This is a genomic window from Lactobacillus sp. Sy-1 (genome assembly GCF_019303535.1).
Taxonomy (GTDB): domain Bacteria; phylum Bacillota; class Bacilli; order Lactobacillales; family Lactobacillaceae; genus Nicoliella.
Genome location: NZ_JACCIU010000001.1, coordinates 1 through 19,548 on the forward strand (window position 1 = coordinate 1; position 19,548 = coordinate 19,548).

Here is a 19,548-nt window from a genome sequence, read left to right on the forward strand (position 1 = left end):
TAATTTGCGTGGCAACGTCCTATCCTTGCAGGGGGCGATCCCCCAACTACTTTCGGCGTTCAAAAGCTTAACTACTGTGTTCGACATGGGAACAGGTGTATCCTTTTGGCCATCATCACCACACTATTTAACTGTGAGAACTTCGTTCTCTCAAAACTAGATAATATTTTATTCTTCCCTGAGAACTACCTTACTTGGTTAAGTCCTCGACCAATTAGTACTGGTCCGCTCCATGCATCACTGCACTTCCACTTCCAGCCTATCTACCTGATCATCTTTCAGGGGTCTTACTTCCATAAAGGAATGGGAAATCTCATCTCGAGGTGGGTTTCACACTTAGATGCTTTCAGCGTTTATCTCATCCATACATAGCTACCCAGCGATGCGCCTGGCGGCACAACTGGTACACCAGCGGTATGTCCACTCCGGTCCTCTCGTACTAAGAGCAGCTCCTCTCAAATTTCCTACGCCCGCGACGGATAGGGACCGAACTGTCTCACGACGTTCTGAACCCAGCTCGCGTACCGCTTTAATGGGCGAACAGCCCAACCCTTGGGACCAACTACAGCCCCAGGATGCGATGAGCCGACATCGAGGTGCCAAACCTCCCCGTCGATGTGAACTCTTGGGGGAGATAAGCCTGTTATCCCCAGGGTAGCTTTTATCCGTTGAGCGATGGCCCTTCCATACGGTACCACCGGATCACTAAGCCCGACTTTCGTCCCTGCTCGACCTGTATGTCTCGCAGTCAAGCTCCCTTCTGCCTTTACACTCGTCGAATGATTTCCAACCATTCTGAGGGAACCTTTGGGCGCCTCCGTTACTGTTTAGGAGGCGACCGCCCCAGTCAAACTGCCAACCAGACACTGTCTCCCACCACGATCAGTGGTGCGGGTTAGAGTGTTCATACAGCGAGGGTAGTATCCCACCATTGCCTCCATCGAAACTAGCGTTCCGACTTCTATGGCTCCTACCTATCCTGTACAAGCTATACAAACACCCAATATCAAGTTACAGTAAAGCTCCATGGGGTCTTTCCGTCCTGTCGCGGGTAACCTGCTTCTTCACAGGTATCTCAATTTCACCGAGTCTCTCGTTGAGACAGTGCTCAGATCGTTACGCCTTTCGTGCGGGTCGGAACTTACCCGACAAGGAATTTCGCTACCTTAGGACCGTTATAGTTACGGCCGCCGTTTACTGGGGCTTCGTTTCTGGGCTTCGCCGAAGCTAACTCATCCACTTAACCTTCCAGCACCGGGCAGGCGTCAGCCCCTATACTTCATCTTACGATTTTGCAGAAACCTGTGTTTTTGATAAACAGTCGCCTGAGCTTTTTCACTGCGGCTGCACATAGTGCAGCACCCCTTCTCCCGAAGTTACGGGGTCATTTTGCCGAGTTCCTTAACGAGAGTTCACTCGCTCACCTTAGGATTCTCTCCTCGACTACCTGTGTCGGTTTGCGGTACGGGTAGTTAACTACTAACTAGAAACTTTTCTCGGTAGTGTGACATCAACGACTTCCCTACTAAATTTCGGTCCTCATCACACCTTGTCAACCCGGTATTAAGCATTTGACTCAATACCTGACTTAGTGCTTGAACATCCATATCCAACAGGATGCTACGTTTAGCCTCCTACGTCCTTCCATCGTTCAAACATAGTTAACTAGTACAGGAATCTCAACCTGTTATCCATCGCCTACGCCTCTCGGCCTCGGCTTAGGTCCCGACTAACCCTGGGAGGACGAGCCTTCCCCAGGAAACCTTAGTCATTCGGTGGATCAGATTCTCACTGATCTTTCGCTACTCATACCGGCATTCTCACTTCTAAGCGCTCCACCAGTCCTTACGGTCTGACTTCATCGCCCTTAGAACGCTCTCCTATCACGTAACAAAGTTACGTCCACAATCTCGGTAATATGCTTAGCCCCGGTAAATTTTCGGCGCAGGATCACTCGACTAGTGAGCTATTACGCACTCTTTAAATGGTGGCTGCTTCTGAGCCAACATCCTAGTTGTCTATGCAACTCCACATCCTTTTCCACTCAGCATATATTTAGGGACCTTAATTGGTGGTCTGGGCTGTTCCCCTTTCGACGGTGGATCTTATCACTCATCGTCTGACTCCTGGATATAAATCAATGGCATTCGGAGTTTATCTGAATTTAGTAACCCAAGACGGGCCCCTCACCCAAACAGTGCTCTACCTCCATGATTCTCGACTCCAAGGCTAACCCTAAAGCTATTTCGGAGAGAACCAGCTATCTCCAAGTTCGTTTGGAATTTCACCGCTACCCACACCTCATCCCAGCACTTTTCAACGTACACGGGTTCGGCCCTCCGGTGTGTTTTACCACACTTTCAGCCTGGACATGGGTAGATCACCTGGTTTCGGGTCTATCACAACATACTCAAACGCCCTATTCAGACTCGCTTTCGCTACGGCTCCGACTTCTCATCTTAACCTTGCATGTTATCATAACTCGCCGGTTCATTCTGCAAGAGGCACGCTATCACCCATTAACGGGCTCTAACTGCTTGTAGGCACATGGTTTCAGGAACTATTTCACTCCCCTTCCGGGGTGCTTTTCACCTTTCCCTCACGGTACTGGTTCACTATCGGTCACTAGGGAGTATTTAGCCTTGGGAGATGGTCCTCCCGGATTCCGGCAATGTTTCACGTGTATTGCCGTACTCAGGATCCTGAACTGAGGGAATTAGATTTCGTCTACAGGGCTATCACCTTGTGTCGCAGAACTTCCCAGATCTTTCGACTATCTAATTCTTTGGTAACTCAAATGTTCAGTCCTACAACCCCACTGAGTAAACTCAATGGTTTGGGCTGTTCCCCGTTCGCTCGCCGCTACTGAGGGAATCGAATTTTCTTTCTCTTCCTGTGGGTACTTAGATGTTTCAGTTCCCCACGTCTGCCTTTCAATGAGTATGAATTCGTCATTGAATAATAAACGATAAAGTTTATTGGGTTTCCCCATTCGGAAATCTCCGGATCAAAGCTTACGTACAGCTCCCCGAAGCATATCGGCGTTAGTCCCGTCCTTCATCGGCTCCTAGTACCAAGGCATCCACCATGCGCCCTTAATAACTTAACCTATTACCACGAAGTGGTATTTGGTTAATTGAGTAAATACGAATAAACTAATATAAAAAACTCAAAATAACGCGGTGTTCTCGGTTGAAATTGTATTTAATACAATTCAATAATTTGGAAAAATTAAAATATTATCTAGTTTTCAAAGAACCAAGTTTGAGAGTAGACCTCTCAAAACTAAACAAAACTATGACTGCATAAGGTTCCGAATTATTCCTTAGAAAGGAGGTGATCCAGCCGCAGGTTCTCCTACGGCTACCTTGTTACGACTTCACCCTAATCATCAGTCCTACCTTAGGCGGTTTGCTCCTCAAAAGAGGTTACTACACCGACTTTGGGTATTACTAACTCTCATGGTGTGACGGGCGGTGTGTACAAGACCCGGGAACGTATTCACCGTGGCATGCTGATCCACGATTACTAGTGATTCCAACTTCATGCAGGCGAGTTGCAGCCTGCAATCCGAACTGAGAACGGCTTTAAGAGATTAGCTTAACCTCGCGGTTTTGCGACTCGTTGTACCGTCCATTGTAGCACGTGTGTAGCCCAGGCCATAAGGGGCATGATGATTTGACGTCGTCCCCACCTTCCTCCGGTTTGTCACCGGCAGTCTCACTAGAGTGCCCAACTGAATGCTGGCAACTAATAATAGGGGTTGCGCTCGTTGCGGGACTTAACCCAACATCTCACGACACGAGCTGACGACAACCATGCACCACCTGTCATCCTGTCCCCGAAGGGAACGGCTAATCTCTTAGCTTTGCAGGAGATGTCAAGGCCTGGTAAGGTTCTTCGCGTAGCATCGAATTAAACCACATGCTCCACCACTTGTGCGGGTCCCCGTCAATTCCTTTGAGTTTCAACCTTGCGGTCGTACTCCCCAGGCGGAATGCTTAATGCGTTAGCTGCGGCACTAAAGGGCGGAAACCCTCTAACACCTAGCATTCATCGTTTACGGCATGGACTACCAGGGTATCTAATCCTGTTTGCTACCCATGCTTTCGAGCCTCAGCGTCAGTTACAGACCAGACAGCCGCCTTCGCCACTGGTGTTCTTCCATATATCTACGCATTTCACCGCTACACATGGAGTTCCACTGTCCTCTTCTGCACTCAAGTTTCTCAGTTTCCGATGCACTTCTCCGGTTAAGCCGAAGGCTTTCACATCAGACTTAAAAAACCGCCTGCGCTCGCTTTACGCCCAATAAATCCGGACAACGTTTGCCACCTACGTATTACCGCGGCTGCTGGCACGTAGTTAGCCGTGACTTTCTGGTTAAATACCGTCACGATGTGATCATTTCCTATCACACCCGTTCTTCTTTAACAACAGAGTTTTACGAGCCGAAACCCTTCTTCACTCACGCGGCGTTGCTCCATCAGACTTTCGTCCATTGTGGAAGATTCCCTACTGCTGCCTCCCGTAGGAGTATGGGCCGTGTCTCAGTCCCATTGTGGCCGATTACCCTCTCAGGTCGGCTACGTATCATTGCCTTGGTAGGCCATTACCCCACCAACAAGCTAATACGCCGCAGGTCCATCCTAAAGTGATGCAAACGCATCTTTCAAACAAAAACCATGCGGTTTTTGTTGTTATGCGGTATTAGCACTTGTTTCCAAATGTTATCCCCCGCTTTAGGGCAAGTTACCTACGTGTTACTCACCAGTTCGCCACTCACTTCGATGTTAAGTCAAGTTAATGCAAGCATCAACTATCATTAACGGAAGTTCGTTCGACTTGCATGTATTAGGCACGCCGCCAACGTTCGTCCTGAGCCAGGATCAAACTCTCATCTTAAGATGAAAAGCTCAACGTTAGCTCTTCTTTAAATATTGTTACTTTTAAGCGAATTGACTTCGCATAAGATTTTTGTACTTCATATTAAATATGAAGTTCCTTACACATTTTTGTCATAATTTTGTTCAGTTTTCAAAGATCTACTTGAATGTGTCGCTCGTAACGACAACTATTTAATAATATCAAATCATCAACTGGATGTCAACAACTTTTTAAAATTAAATTTGCTGTTCCAAATTAATAATCAACCATAATGGCTGCTATCAATTTATCAGCATTAACTACTATACATTCATTAAAGATAAAAGTCAACCAAGATAATAAAAAAAGATGGAATTTTTTCAAATCCCATCTTTTGGTAACTAAATTAAAACTATTCTTCTGGTTGTGAATTATCTTCTGGACGCATGGTTGGGAATAAAATAACATCCCGAATTGATTCTGCATCGGTTAATAGCATTACTAACCGATCAATTCCAATTCCAAGCCCACCAGTAGGTGGCATTCCATATGATAAGGCTTCAATAAAGTCTTCATCAATTCCTTGAGCTTCGTCATTACCAGCATCTTTTTCAGCTGCTTGCGCTTCGAAACGTTCTCTTTGATCGATTGGGTCATTAAGTTCAGTAAATGCATTCCCATACTCAGTTCCTGAAATGTAAAGTTCGAACCGATCAGTAAAACGTGGATCTTCTGCATTTTTCTTAGCCAAAGGTGAAATTTCTACTGGATGCCCATAAATAAACGTTGGTTGTTTAATCGTATCTTCAACAAATTTCTCGAAGAACGCATTAATAATGTGGCCAACCTTCCAATATGGTTCGTATTGAACATCATGGTCATCAGCAATCTTACGGGCTTCATCAATGGTCATTTCTTTCCAAAAGTCAACTCCAGTAACTTCCTTAATTGCATCGACCATGTGCTTACGAGCAAAAGGCTTACTAAAGTCAATTTCTTCACCCTCATAGGTAACCTTTCCATCATCAGTAACCGCATTGGCAGCTGCTTTAAAGATTCCCTCAGTTTCATCCATAACATCCTTGAAATCAAAGTATGCAATGTATGATTCCAATTCCGTAAATTCTGGATTATGGTCTTGGTCCATTCCTTCATTTCTAAAGACCCGGCCAATTTCATAAACCCGTTCCATTCCACCTACAATTAACCGCTTCAATGGTAGTTCAAGCGCAATTCTGAGGTATAGATCGATATTCAAAGCATTATGGTGGGTAATAAATGGCCGTGCACTAGCCCCACCAGCTTGATTATGAAGCACTGGCGTTTCCACTTCAGTACAATCCATTTCATTATTCAAATAACTTCTAATTGCAGAAATAATCTTCGTCCGCTTTTGGAAACGATCGAAACTTTCCGGATTAGAAATTAAATCAAGGTAGCGTTGACGATACTTTTGTTCCTTGTTTTGTAGACCATGAAATTTATCTGGTAGTGGCCGCAATGCCTTTGATAAGAAGGTAATGTGCGTAGCCCGAATGGTCAATTCACCCATATCGGTCTTAATGATGTCTCCTTCAACTCCGAGGTGATCACCAATATCAGAACGCTTAAAAATGTGGTAATTTTCTTCTCCCACAACATCTTTCCGAACGTAAATTTGAATTCGGCCAGTTCGATCCATGATGTCCGCAAATCCAACCTTACCCTTACCTCGTTTAGCAACCATTCGTCCAGCAATAATGGCCTTTTTACCTAGATCTTCAATTGCTTCCTTATCCAAATCATTAAACTCAGCATGTAGTTGTTTTGCTAAGTAAGTTCTTTTGAACGCATGACCAAAAGGATCGATTCCTTCTTGGCGAAGCTCATTCATCTTATCAAGACGAACGCGCATTTGATCATTCATTTCTTTTGCCACAATAAAACCTCCGTTTATTTGTTAAAACCATGTGCCAGATTTCAACTTCGATATCAAGCATATTATATCATTTTTTAAAACTACTGGCGATTAACAGCCTAAATTAAGCCATTCTAGCGGTCCGTTTAGCTTGCTTTTCAATGAACTTATCAAAAATCTCGTTCATTTCAGCTTCGGTATTGGCATTATTTAAAGCAGCTCTAGCTCTTGCCGAGTGGGAGATTCCCTTTAGGTAGTATGCAGCTTGGCCTCTGAATTCACGTGGGGCAACGTTATCACCCTTTAATTCAACGAGCCGGTGAAGATGTTCCTTAGCAGTTAAGATCTTTTCTTCAACGCTAGGTTCAGGAAGTAATTCACCAGTATCAAGATAGTGGGTCGTTTGCTTCAAAATCCATGGATTTCCTTCAACAGCTCTTCCCATCATTACTGCGTCTGCACCCACTTCTTCTAGCATTTGTTTTGCTTCTTGAGGGGTTCTTACGTCACCATTTCCCATGAATGGAATTGAGATATGGTTAGCAACTTCATGTAAAATTTCCCAATTGGAGTGTCCTTGGTACATTTGAGCACGAGTCCGTCCATGCATGGCAAGTGCTGAAATACCAGCTTCTTGTGCAGCTAAGGCATTTTCAACCGCATATAGATGGTCGTTATCCCAACCAGTCCGCATTTTCAGGGTAACTGGTTTTTCAACGGCACTAGTGACCGCCTTAGCCATTTCATAAATCTTGTCTGGGTCTAAGAGCCACTTGGAACCAGCATCAGTTCTAATTACCTTATTAACTGGACAACCCATGTTGATATCAATAATATCGGCATCAGTTTGTTGATCAATAAATTGAGCAGCTTGAACTAACGTTTCCTTACTACCACCAAAAATTTGAATACTCATTGGATGTTCTTCAGGATTAACCCCAATCATCGTCATTGTCTTTTTATTACGGTACATTAACCCCCGGTCTGAAATCATTTCACAGACCACCAGGCCAGCCCCAAACTTCTTACAAATAATTCTAAAGGCAGAGTTTGTAACCCCAGCCATTGGTGCCACAACTACGCGGTTAGGAATTTCAATGTTACCAATTTTCCAACTATCGTTTTTCATAAAATTCTCCTTATTCTTTTGGTTCCTGGTTTGAATCACCATTTTCAGCATCCAATTCAGCCCGCTTTTCACTTACGGCTAAAATGGACTTTAGTTCTTCTTCATCATAATTATAACGAGCTCCACAAAAATGGCAAACTAATTCTGCACCATGGTCTTCATCAATAATCTTTTTAATTTCCGCAGGGTTAACCCGGGACAATGATTTGGCAAACTGCTTCTTAGAACAACTACAAGTAAATTCTACCGGGGTATCAGTTAAAATATCTAAGTTATCTTCACCAAAAATGAGGTTCAAAATATCCAACGGCGTTTGTTCGGATAACAGTAGTTCTGAAACCATTGGAATTTCCTTCAATCGCTTTTCAAGTCGGTCGATTGCTTTATCGTCAGCGTCTGGAAGGGTCTGAATTAAATACCCCCCAGCAACCTTAATGGAGTTATCATCATTCACAAAAACGGAGACCCCAACGGCAGATGGGATTTGTTCTGATTGGGCTAGGTAATAAGTAAAATCATCACCAATCTCACCAGAAGCTAATGGGACACTACTGGAGTAAGGTTCGTCACCACCCATACTTTTCATTACCTGCATAAAACCATTGATTCCAACGGCTTTCCCAACATCAATTTTATGAACTTTATTGAGTGGGAGATGGACGTGTGGATTTTGAACATACCCTTTAACATGGCCCTTCGCATCTGCATCAACCATGATGGTTCCAACTGGACCACCACCATTAATTTGAACGGTCATGGTTTCTTTTCCCTTTAAAACTGAAGCAGAAAGCAACAAGCTTCCTACCAATGTCCGACCCAATGCAGCCGAAGATGCACTCCAAGTATCCTGCCGTTTTTGGGCTTCAGCTACCACACCCGTTGCATCAATCGCATAGGCTCTAAACATTCCATCCTTAGTAATACTTTTAACTAAATGATCTTTTTGCATCGTATTAATTTGTCCTCCCATTAAATATAAATCATTATATATATAAAAAACGTGAGTGCAATGTTTAACCCACGTCTTTTAGTAACATATTAATCTTTATCACCATGGTTTCGGCTGTCGTTTACATCCTGGTCATGGTCGGCATCGTCTTGCTTTACCTGTTTTTCGGCTTCGGATTCAAATGAACGATCCTTTGCTTGTTCCTGCTTAGCTAATTCTTGCTTCGTTTCTTCAAAGGAAGCAGCTTCGCTAGGGTATTCGCTATCTTCAGTTGGCATCTTACCAGTCTTATAAAGACTAATAATTTGCTTTTCGTCAAGCGTTTCATACTTAAGTAATGCTTCTGCAATTACCTTGTGTTGTTCACGATGAGCTTCAATAATCTGCTTGGCAGTTTCGTGTCCTTCGTTTGTAATCCGACGAACTTCAGAATCAATCAAGGCAGCAGTTTCATCAGAGTACCGTGGTTGTGCATAGGCTTCTTGGTTCGGGTTCTCTAATTGAACCATCCCCAATTTAGCACTCATTCCATACTGAGTAACCATTGCCCGTGCAATGTTAGTAGCCTGTTCAAAATCATTAGAAGCTCCGGATGATTGAGAGTTGAAGATGATTTCTTCAGCGGTTCGACCACCCATCAAACCAGCAATTTGTTCCATTGCGTTCTTCTTCGAAAGGAGTTGTTGATCTTCCTTAGGAAGCATAATAGCATAACCACCAGCTCGACCCCGCGGAACAATGGTAACCTTGTGCACTACTCGGGCATCGTTTAATACCAACCCGACGATGGTGTGTCCTGCTTCATGGTAGGCAACCGTCTTTTGTTCTTGTTGGTTTACAACCCGGTCCTTCTTAGCAGGCCCAGCAATTACCCGGTCCTCAGCTTCGTCCAATTCTTCAGGTCCAATTAACTTCTTATCGCGACGCGCAGCTAGTAAAGCAGCTTCGTTCAATAAGTTAGCTAAATCAGCACCAACAAACCCAGGGGTTTGCTTGGCGATTTCATGAAGGTCGATATTATCTGCTAATGGTTTGCCCTTAGCATGCACCTTTAAGATGGCTTCACGACCCTTAACGTCAGGACGACCAACTAATACCTTCCGGTCAAAACGACCCGGTCTAGTTAAGGCGTTATCTAAGACGTCAGCACGGTTAGTAGCAGCAATCACGATTACTCCTTCGTTACCACTAAAACCGTCCATTTCAACCAGTAACTGGTTCAAGGTTTGTTCACGTTCGTCGTGACCACCACCGGTCCCAGAACCACGCTTTCGACCAACGGCATCAATTTCATCAATAAAGATAATCGCAGGTGCTGATTTCTTAGCCTGTTCGAATAAGTCACGAACCCGACTAGCACCAACCCCAACGAACATTTCAACAAAATCAGATCCAGAAATTGAGTAGAAAGGAACGTTAGCTTCCCCAGCAACCGCCTTAGCAAGTAAGGTTTTCCCAGTTCCAGGAGGTCCTTCTAAAAGGACCCCATGGGGAATTTTAGCACCTAAAGAAGAGTACTTCTTCGGATTCTTCAAAAATTCAACCACTTCTACTAATTCTTGCTTTTCTTCCTCTTCACCAGCAACGTCTGAAAAACGAACTTTGTTTTCCTTACTGTCAGTAGGCTTTGCCTTACTCTTGCTGAATTTCATGATACCATTTCCGCCACCACGGCCGGCTTGGTTCATCATCATATAGAAGAAAAATACCAATAGAATCATCGGTAAAATATAAACAATCAAGTTTAACCAGATGCTATTTGATTCAGCTGGTTTTACATTCATCTTCGTTCCAGATTGGCTTGCTGCTTTATTTACCTCTGAAACAGAAGCATTATTCTTTAAAATAGTCGTAGAAAAGTTAGTAACCTTGGTACTCTTAGCTGCTCCAAGGGTGAACGTGCTTTGGTTAGAATTACTTGCGGATTGTGCGCTTCGGTATTCACCAGTAATTTTATACACACCACCAGAAGGCTGAATTGAGAAGTTCTTAACTTTATCTGATTTTAATGAAGTTATGAATTGACTCGATTGGATTTGTTGAGTCTGGCCGCTATTGCCATTGCCACTAACGAAGTATAAAACCCCAATCAACAACATGGCAATAACAATATAGAACAGACTACTTCGGAATAGTCCATTTTTATTGTTTTTCATTAAGTGCCTCCTAATTAACTGGTTACGATTAAATGGTAATTTTTACCGAAATCGTAAACTTATTTTACAAAAAATAATGATACCATGATTTTTACAAATCAACTAATCATTTGTTTTGGTAAACCTCAGGCTTCAAGACACCAATGTAAGGTAAGTTACGATACTTTCCTTGGTAGTCCAGTCCGTACCCCACTAAAAATTCATTTGGGACGTCAATTCCAACGTAATCAACTGGTAATTCAACTACCCGTGCCTCTGGCTTGTCCACCAATGTACACATCTTAATTGACTTAGCGCCCCTATTTTTTAGTAGGTCTTGAACATATTTAAGTGTCCGCCCGGTTTCAATGATGTCTTCAACGATAATCACGTCGCGATCCTTAACATCACTGTCTAAATCCTTAATCAATTCTACCTTTCCAGAAGACTTAGTGCCCCCATTATAACTAGACACATCGATAAAATCGATTGATAAGTACAAGTCCATGTAGCGAACGACGTCGGTCATAAAGAAGATGGCTCCGTTCAATACTCCAACTACTAGCGGTTCTTTCCCTTGATAATCCTTTGTAATCTGATCACCTAATCGCTTACAAACCTGTCGAATGTGCTCTTGATCACACACCGTTTTCAATATGTCGTTATTCATGGAATTCTCCTCTCAAATTCAGTCCAGACCAATAGCTGAAGTGACATTCCCCCACTATTTTCAATGGGAAAAGTAGAATCTTTATATCCCAATAACGAAATCACCCGATTTTGTTGGTCAACTAGAACTAATGCTTTTTTACGATCGGCACTAGCCACTTTTTGATCAATTAAAATCCGTTTAACTTTCTGATGACCACCTGACTTTAAAGTAATTCGATCCGTAGACTGCCAGGGTCTAATTACCAATGGCAAACAAGCTACGCCTAGTTTAAAATCGGTAGTGCGGCCATCAGTTATTTTAGGGGCTTTTTGGCGTTCGAACACGCCAATTGTTACTCCACTATCAATCCGATACCAATGGTTTAATCTTACCATAATTCGATTAATTTTGATTGCATTTTTCTTAACATTTTTACTAAATTCTAGTTTGAATTCATCATATGCTTTTACAAGCATCAAGTGTGCACCAATTGTAAATCGGCCCTGTGGTTTCTGAGCGTTATTTAAAATCTTGCTAACCATTTTAATTTGCTTATCGGTTAGCACTGGTTGCTGTGACAATTGCAGCCCGATTCCTTTTAATAGTTGATTCTGGATTGCCATTGGTAATTCTAAAAATGAGATGAGTTGGTATCCATTGGCGGTTTTCATTCGTTCCAACAGCTGCTGGATCATATATTGATTAGCATCGATTAAATTCGATAACTGCGTTGCAAAATTGGTTATGTTATTGATAACCTGTGGGTTTTCACGCTCCATTAGCGGTAGGATTTGGTGTCGAATTCGATTCCGTTCAACAACGTCATCATGGTTAGTGGCGTCTTCGTACCACTTAATGCCCGCTTCCTGGGCATATTGAATCAAGGTCGCCTTAGAAAATTGAAGAAGGGGCCGCACTAAAAAGCCATTTCCGAACGGCCGTTTCACCCTAATTGCCCGGAGTTGTTCTAAATTGCCACCCCGAATTAACTTCATTAAAACGGTTTCCGCTTGATCATTTTGATGGTGTGCAGTAATCAGAAATTTCGCATCATTTGCTTGCATTACCCGTTTGAAAAAAGCATAGCGAACTTTACGGGCAGCCGATTCAACCCCTGCATCCGGGTGGAGTTCAGCAGGCCAGTTATCAACTGCTAATTGAATTCCATGCGTTTTACAATAATCAGTAATATATTCTTGTTCTACCTTACTAGCCGTCCTTAGTCCGTGATTAAAATGAGCCACGATAATTTTAGGCACATCAATTCGCAAGTGCTGAAGTAAATCAAGCAGGACCATTGAATCCACGCCAGTTGAAACTGCTACTACAACCGCTTGACCAGAGTGCCACCAATGATTCTGCTTAACCGTCCGTGCGAATTGCTTTCTTAACGATAGTTTCATTGATCTACTCCCCCCTAAAAATAAAAAAGATTAAGGACCAGGCCTTAATCTTTTTAAATTATTAATTTAGGAATTAACTGCGCCGGCCACCACGACCACCACGTTTTCCTTCGGTATTCTTTTTAATTGTTGCTAAGCGACTATCACTTTGTTTCAGAAATTTAGACATCATATCATCGAAGTTTTCTGACTTAGTATTATTATGATTAGCGGCACCTTCACTACGGTGGTTATTAAAGTGGTTATTATTTCCACCATGGCCATGGAAGTTTTTATGTTCTGAACTGCCATGGTGTTCGTTATGCGGACGGTTATGACTATTATTTTTGTCACCAGTGTGACTGTGTTCGTCATTTGCTTGTTTCATAGAAAGAGCAATCTTTCCATCATCGCCAACTTTTAAGACCTTAACATTTACCTGGTCACCGACCTTAAGTACATCGTGAATATCCTTAATAAAACCATCAGAAACTTCACTAATGTGTACTAAACCAGTCTTATGATCACCTAAATCTACGAAAGCCCCAAAATTAGTAATTCCAGAAACTTTACCGGGAATTTTTGCTCCAACTTCAATTGCCATAAAAAAGTGTTTCCTCCTAATAATTAAGTGCTTTTAGTATAGCACCAAAACCAGCAATATTACATATTAAAAATTAAAAACGGTTAATTTTGTGTAACATCTTTAGCCACGTCATTAGGTAGGCTATATACGGTTTCACCGTTCTTAGTGTAGTAGTACTTATCACGAATTAATTGTTCAACGTATTCAGTATTATTAAGTTGCTTAACATTTAACTTCAACTCTTGATTATGGGCCTTAGCCTCAGCTAAGGTTTGCTTACTAACCTTAGTTTGGCGCTGAATTTCAGTAGTTTGCGAGCTAGCCTTAGCAATTCCAATAAATAACGGAATTGAAAATAACAAAAATAAAGCCGTCGCTAAGCTAACTCTTCTAAACTTCGGTTTATTCATAAACGACCACTTAATTTTACGATAATGGCGCTTGGTATAGGCATTATTCAACCATTTAATATTACTATTTTTCATAAATAATTCCCCCAAAAATTATTCAATTAAATTTAGTATATCAATAAGTAGCCAAATTGTCTATTTTACTAGGAATGTAAGCGTTTAAAACTGTTCATTTTTATAATCATGCTCATAATCTTCGCTCAAAACCTTATACATTTTGTCAGCATCAGCCTTTTTGGTGGTATCAGCTAATTGAACTACCTCAATCGTCAGGGTTTTATTTCCAAATTTAATCACTAGTTGATCACGTGGACTGACGTTAGTTGAAGATTTAGCCACCCGGCCGTTAATTTCAATTCGGCCCTGGTCCGAAATGCTCTTCGCAACCGTTCTTCTTTTAATAATTCGTGAAATTTTTAAAAATTTATCTAATCTCATAAAATTAATTCCCTTCTTTATGAATCCTTACCAGCCGGTTTACGATTGGCAGGCTAAGTAACTCGTTATCATCAAACATTTTTAATTTTAAAACGGCAATCATTGCGGTCACCCCACCACTAGTAGTGGCTAAAATGACCATCAAAAGGGTTAAAAGCCTTCCCGGCCGGGGGGGCAGCAACGCCATTAGCCCAGTTTGAATTAAAATTACCACCATTACCATTAATCCGGTCGCTACCGTTAACTTAAGCAGTAATTCAATTGAATACGGGTTGCTCCTAATTAATCGGCGGACTCCCACTTCGTTAACCAGTAAGCCACCCATTAATGCAATCACCGTGGAAATACTACCACCTAGAATTCCAATCTGGCCCACTAGGGCTTCGGTAATCAACGCCTTAATAATCACGCTAGTAACCACCGCGTAAAAACCAACTTTAAAGTTCCCCATTCCCTGGAGAATACTGTTATCGGTGGTAATTAGCGTTACTACAACAATGCTAAAACAATACACTGCCAGGGTTAAGCTGCCCTCGGTACTCCCAAATAAAATGAGGTTGATTGAAGGCATTAGAGTCATCATTCCAACGGTCATTAAAACCGTAATTACTAAGCTACTTTTTACCATCAACTGGGCTGTGGAACGAAAAGCCGTTTTCTGACGATCTTGAATTGATTTTGCTAGCGAAGGCAACGCAGCTGAAGCAAACGAGGTCCCAATTACTAGGCCAACTTGAACTAGTGGCTGAGCCCGATCGTAAACTCCCTTAACGTCTTGGGACATTAAACCATCCAACCCAGAAACTAAGAGGCCCTTTCTAATTGTGAATGAGTCCACTAACTGCATCATGATCATTAATGCCGATAGTAAGCAAATCGTTCCGCCTTCCTTAAACAGCTTCTTGGTAAGCTGCCAGTTAGAAATCTGGGGCCGCACCCCCCGACGGCGAAACAATGGCACGCAAAAAACGATTAACACCAGGCTCGAAAACAACGCTCCGATTGGTGATGATAGCATTGCATTGCGGCCCATTAGGTATAAATCCCAGTGATTACGGTGCGCTAATATCGCTACCATGATAATGATTGAAATTCGAACGATCTGCTCCACTACCTGAGAAATTGCGGTGGGCACCATGTTAAGGGTTCCTTGAAAAAAGCCCCGGCTGGTTGATAAAAACGGCATTAATAGAAACATCCAACTTACTGCTCTAATGACTGGGACCAGGTTAATATCACCCATCTGCCAGGCGATTAACGGTGCGCCAAATTGCAGGCCTCCGAAAATCAGTAACGCCGTGATTCCCAAGAGTACGTTAATTCGCTTTACTAATCCAATCCGATGTTCTAAATCAGGTTCCTCTGCAACTAATTTTGAAATTAAAACCGGTAGTCCTGATAGCGCAAAAGTCATCCCAATTCCATAAATTGGGTACACCTGTTGGTAGATGTAAAAACCAATGTTGCCAACTAAATTTTGTAACGGAATCCGATAAGCGGCACTCAGCGCCTTTGCAATTAATGAAGATAGCGTTAAAATCCCTGCCCCGCTCATCACGGTCTGGATTTGTGAGTTATTCTTCATCATCAATCTCCATCCGACGATGAACAAGTGATTCAATTAAGCGCATCAATTCATTTAACCAAACTGCCTGTTGCATCGTTGGTTGAATAATTAATTTAATTTGAATTCGGTCATTAACCACTTCCACCGTTGATCTAAACTTAGTTTCGGCAATCGCCTTTAAAATATCCTTTGAGCTGAACTTATCAGTGCCTAGTTTCGACATCGTCACAATGATTGACTGCTTATTATTACTAATTTTTTTGATGAGTGCCTGATCAGCTAACATCTTCATCCTACCAATCAACAGGAGGTTGGCAACTGCTTCTGGGTAGTCACCAAATCGATCGATTAGATCCCCCTGAATTTCAGTGTACTGGTCTTCGTTTTCTAATTGCCGAATCCGCTTGTATAACTCAATTTTTTGTTGATGGTCATCAATATAATCATCCGGCAGGTAGGCTTCAACATCAAGATCAATTGTGGAGTCCACCCGCTGAGTCCGACTACTGCCCCGTTTATCAGCCACTGCATCCGAGAGCATCTCAGTATACAGATCGTAACCAACTGAGTCAACAAAGCCATGTTGTTGCTTTCCTAAAAGGTTCCCGGCCCCCCGAAGCGAAAGGTCGCGCATTGCAATCTTAAATCCAGAACCCAGGGCGGTAAAATCACGAATGGCTTCTAGCCGGTTCTCACTTACTTCCGTCAACACCTTGTTTGGTTTGTACATAAAGTAGGCATATGCAATCCGGTTACTCCGTCCAATTCGGCCCCGGAGCTGGTACAACTGGGAAAGACCCATATGGTCAGCATTTTCAACGAACAACGTATTGGCATTGGGGATATCAACCCCCGTTTCAATAATCGTCGTGGTTACTAACACGTCGTATTCACCGTTCACAAAGTCATAGAGCACGCTTTCCAGTTGGTTTTCGTTCATCTTACCGTGAATGTAGCCAATTGCGGCATCTGGAACCAACTGTTGCAGCATCCCAACCGTCTTTTCAATATCTTCGACCCGATTATGAAGGTAGAACACCTGACCTCCGCGGTCCATCTCCCGATGAATCCCATCCTTAATCGTTCCGGCATTCTCTTCTAACACGTAGGTTTGAATTGGGTAGCGATTAGTGGGCGGCGTCTCAATTACTGAAAGGTCCCGCACCCCCATCATCGACATATTCAGGGTTCTAGGAATTGGGGTGGCAGTTAAGGTCAAAACATCAACGGAAGCCCGCAAGCTCTTAATGCGTTCCTTGTGCTTGACGCCAAATCGTTGCTCTTCGTCAACAATTAGTAGTCCTAAATCCTTAAAATGAACATCCTTAGATAGCAGCCGGTGGGTTCCAACCACGATATCAATCGCGCCATCTTCCAAGCCACTAATGGTTTCCTTAATTTGTTTGGGGGTTCTAAACCGAGAAAGCACCGCTGCCTCCACAGGAAAACCATCAAACCGCTTCAGAATCGTTTCGTAGTGCTGGTGGGCTAATACGGTGGTTGGCACTAAAAACGCCACCTGTTTACCAGCTTCAATCGCCTTAAAAGCCGCCCTTAAAGCCACTTCCGTTTTCCCATACCCCACATCCCCGACCAATAGCCGGTCCATTGGGTGCGGTTTTTCCATATCCGCTTTGATTTCATCAATACTTTTAATTTGATCCGGCGTTTCTGGATACGGGAATGCATCGTCAAACTGTTCTTGATAAACATCATCCGGTGGAAAGGCAAATCCAGTTTCGGTTGATCGCTTAGCGTATAACGCAATCAAATCCTCAGCAATATCCTCAATTTTGCTGGCAACCTTACTCTTAGTCTTAGCCCATTCCGTTCCCCCTAGTTTATTGATCCGGGGGTGCCGATCCTCAGATGAAACGTACTTTTGAATTAGGTTTAATTGGGTCACTGGAATAAATAACTGGGCGTTATCGCGGTAGGTAATGGTCATGTAGTCTTGATGCTTCCCATCGACTTCCATGGTCTTCATTCCCTCATAGCGACCAATTCCGTGGTTAACGTGGACAACGTAGTCCCCCGGCTTTAAATCAACGTAGCTCTTAATTCGTTCCGCATTGGAAAAGGTCTGTCGCCGGGCGCGTCGCTTGGTAACGTGGTTGAACATTTCAGCCTCGGTGATTAATGCCAAGTTCGCAAATGGCAACTCAAAGCCGTTGTTCAATCGTTCTGGAATCAACTGAACCCGGTGTTTGATAATGTGATCCCAATCGGTCTGGGTAGCATTAATTTCAAAATCAGTCAGCGTACCTGCTAACTTTTCCATCTGGGCCTTGTCCCTGACCATAATAACGACGGTTTCGTTTTGCTTCAGCCACCGGTTCATTTCAGTCTTGAGCAACGGAATTTGGCCGTAAAACTTTTGCATGGGCTGAACTTTAATGTCGACTAAATTGGTTAATCTTAGTCCATTCAATCCCCTTTGGAACCGCGCGAACATGAGTTCAGCTTGATTAGCAGCTTTGAAGGTTCGTTTAAAATCATGACCAAATTTTTGGTCACTAAAAATTTCACCGTTCAACAATTTATCAGCTGCCCACTGTTGTTCATCCCCAATTAATTCCTGTTCAGATTCTAATAGGCGGTTATAGTCATCGCAAATAATTAGCCCATCCGCTGGTACGTAATCAAAAATGGATGTATCGCTATCAAACAGATAGTTAGCAAATAAAATTAATTGATTATCAATGACCCCGGTCTTAAATTCATCAATGATCGGTTGGAGGTAATCCTTCATCGCTTCAGCAGTCTTACTGTCCTTGATTTGACCAGTAGACCGGTTCAAGTGGGTCTGTAACTTTTGGGGCCCGTTCTTTAGCTGATCTGCATTCAAAATAAAGTCGGTTGCTGGTAAGACCTTGAAACTTTCAAGGTTTTCGATGCTACTTTGCGTTGATACGTCAAAATACCGAAGTGAGTCAACTTCGGTATCAAATAAATCAATTCGAATTGGATATTCTGAATTTAAGGGATAAATATCAACAATTGAGCCCCGAATCGCAAATTCCCCGGGAGCAGCAACTAACCGGACTTTCCGATACCCCAGTCGGAATAGCTTAGTCCTTAAGTCAGCATCAACGTCCGCACCAACCTTAATTTCAAACTGGTTAGCATTAAAGTCTCCCGGCGTGGGTAACATCCGGCGGACCCCAGACATTGAAGTGACAATTATAGCTGGCATATTAGTCTGTAAAGCGTGGAGGGCTCTTACCCGTTGGGAGCGATACTGCGGTGAACTAGTTGCCGCTTCCGCAGCGATTAGCTCCTCCGCTGGAAATTCAAATACCTGATCCTGTGATAGTAAGTTAGTAAAGTCATCAGCCACCTGGGTCATGTGGTGTAAATTATCGACCACTAATAAAATCGGGCGGTTAACTTGCTTCATTAATATTGAGATCAAGAGGGTCTTTGCCGAACTAGACATCCCAGTGATTAGCTGGCGGGTCGCCGGTTTTAAATTGTCAGTAATTGTTTTAAATTGCGGAATTGAAGTAAAAAACTGACTTAATTTCATTAAAAGGG

General features: G+C 42.9%; 11 protein-coding genes and 3 rRNA genes. All 14 read right to left on the reverse strand.

From position 1 onward, the window contains the following. Positions 1-6 precede the first annotated feature (6 nt). Positions 7-123: ribosomal RNA gene (rrf, locus tag HZL42_RS00005) — 5S ribosomal RNA — on the reverse strand. A 71-nt stretch (positions 124-194) separates the two neighbouring features. Continuing rightward, positions 195-3,109: ribosomal RNA gene (locus tag HZL42_RS00010) — 23S ribosomal RNA — on the reverse strand. Positions 3,110-3,329: 220 nt separating this feature from the next. Beyond that, positions 3,330-4,905 (reverse strand): 16S ribosomal RNA (locus HZL42_RS00015). The 16S, 23S and 5S rRNA genes sit together here, the layout of an rRNA operon. 373 nt (positions 4,906-5,278) lie before the next feature. After that, positions 5,279-6,772 carry a lysine--tRNA ligase gene (gene lysS, locus HZL42_RS00020; protein WP_219282803.1) on the reverse strand — a complete coding sequence of 498 codons (1,494 nt, stop codon included), beginning with the start codon at positions 6,770-6,772 and terminating at the stop codon, positions 5,279-5,281. A 115-nt stretch (positions 6,773-6,887) separates the two neighbouring features. Then, positions 6,888-7,892, reverse strand: a complete 1,005-nt coding sequence (dusB, locus tag HZL42_RS00025; protein ID WP_219053683.1) for a tRNA dihydrouridine synthase DusB — start codon at positions 7,890-7,892, stop codon at positions 6,888-6,890. Positions 7,893-7,902: 10 nt separating this feature from the next. Continuing rightward, a complete protein-coding gene (gene hslO / locus HZL42_RS00030) occupies positions 7,903-8,841 on the reverse strand; it encodes an Hsp33 family molecular chaperone HslO (RefSeq protein ID WP_219053684.1) in 939 nt (312 codons plus the stop codon). An 89-nt stretch (positions 8,842-8,930) separates the two neighbouring features. Continuing rightward, a complete protein-coding gene (gene ftsH / locus HZL42_RS00035) occupies positions 8,931-10,997 on the reverse strand; it encodes an ATP-dependent zinc metalloprotease FtsH (protein ID WP_219053687.1) in 2,067 nt (688 codons plus the stop codon). 106 nt (positions 10,998-11,103) lie between these two features. Beyond that, complete coding sequence (hpt, locus tag HZL42_RS00040) at positions 11,104-11,646, reverse strand: hypoxanthine phosphoribosyltransferase (protein ID WP_219053689.1); 543 nt, start codon at positions 11,644-11,646, stop codon at positions 11,104-11,106. Further along, positions 11,643-13,031 (reverse strand): tRNA lysidine(34) synthetase TilS, encoded by a 1,389-nt coding sequence (gene tilS, locus HZL42_RS00045; RefSeq protein ID WP_219053691.1) that lies wholly within the window; start codon positions 13,029-13,031, stop codon positions 11,643-11,645. Before tilS ends, hpt begins: the two co-directional genes overlap by 4 nt. A gap of 73 nt (positions 13,032-13,104) precedes the next feature. Next, the gene (locus HZL42_RS00050; protein WP_219053692.1) at positions 13,105-13,614 is read right to left on the reverse strand and encodes a S1 domain-containing RNA-binding protein; all 510 of its coding nucleotides are present in this window, start codon (positions 13,612-13,614) and stop codon (positions 13,105-13,107) included. Positions 13,615-13,697: 83 nt separating this feature from the next. Continuing rightward, positions 13,698-14,081, reverse strand: a complete 384-nt coding sequence (locus tag HZL42_RS00055; RefSeq protein ID WP_219053694.1) for a septum formation initiator family protein — start codon at positions 14,079-14,081, stop codon at positions 13,698-13,700. Positions 14,082-14,165: 84 nt separating this feature from the next. Further along, positions 14,166-14,444 (reverse strand): RNA-binding S4 domain-containing protein, encoded by a 279-nt coding sequence (locus HZL42_RS00060; RefSeq protein ID WP_219053695.1) that lies wholly within the window; start codon positions 14,442-14,444, stop codon positions 14,166-14,168. 4 nt (positions 14,445-14,448) lie between these two features. After that, positions 14,449-16,032 (reverse strand): polysaccharide biosynthesis protein, encoded by a 1,584-nt coding sequence (locus HZL42_RS00065; protein ID WP_219053696.1) that lies wholly within the window; start codon positions 16,030-16,032, stop codon positions 14,449-14,451. Further along, positions 16,019-19,540: a transcription-repair coupling factor gene (gene mfd / locus HZL42_RS00070; RefSeq protein WP_219053697.1), complete on the reverse strand. Its 3,522-nt coding sequence runs from the start codon at positions 19,538-19,540 to the stop codon at positions 16,019-16,021. Before mfd ends, HZL42_RS00065 begins: the two co-directional genes overlap by 14 nt. Positions 19,541-19,548: the final 8 nt, after the last annotated feature.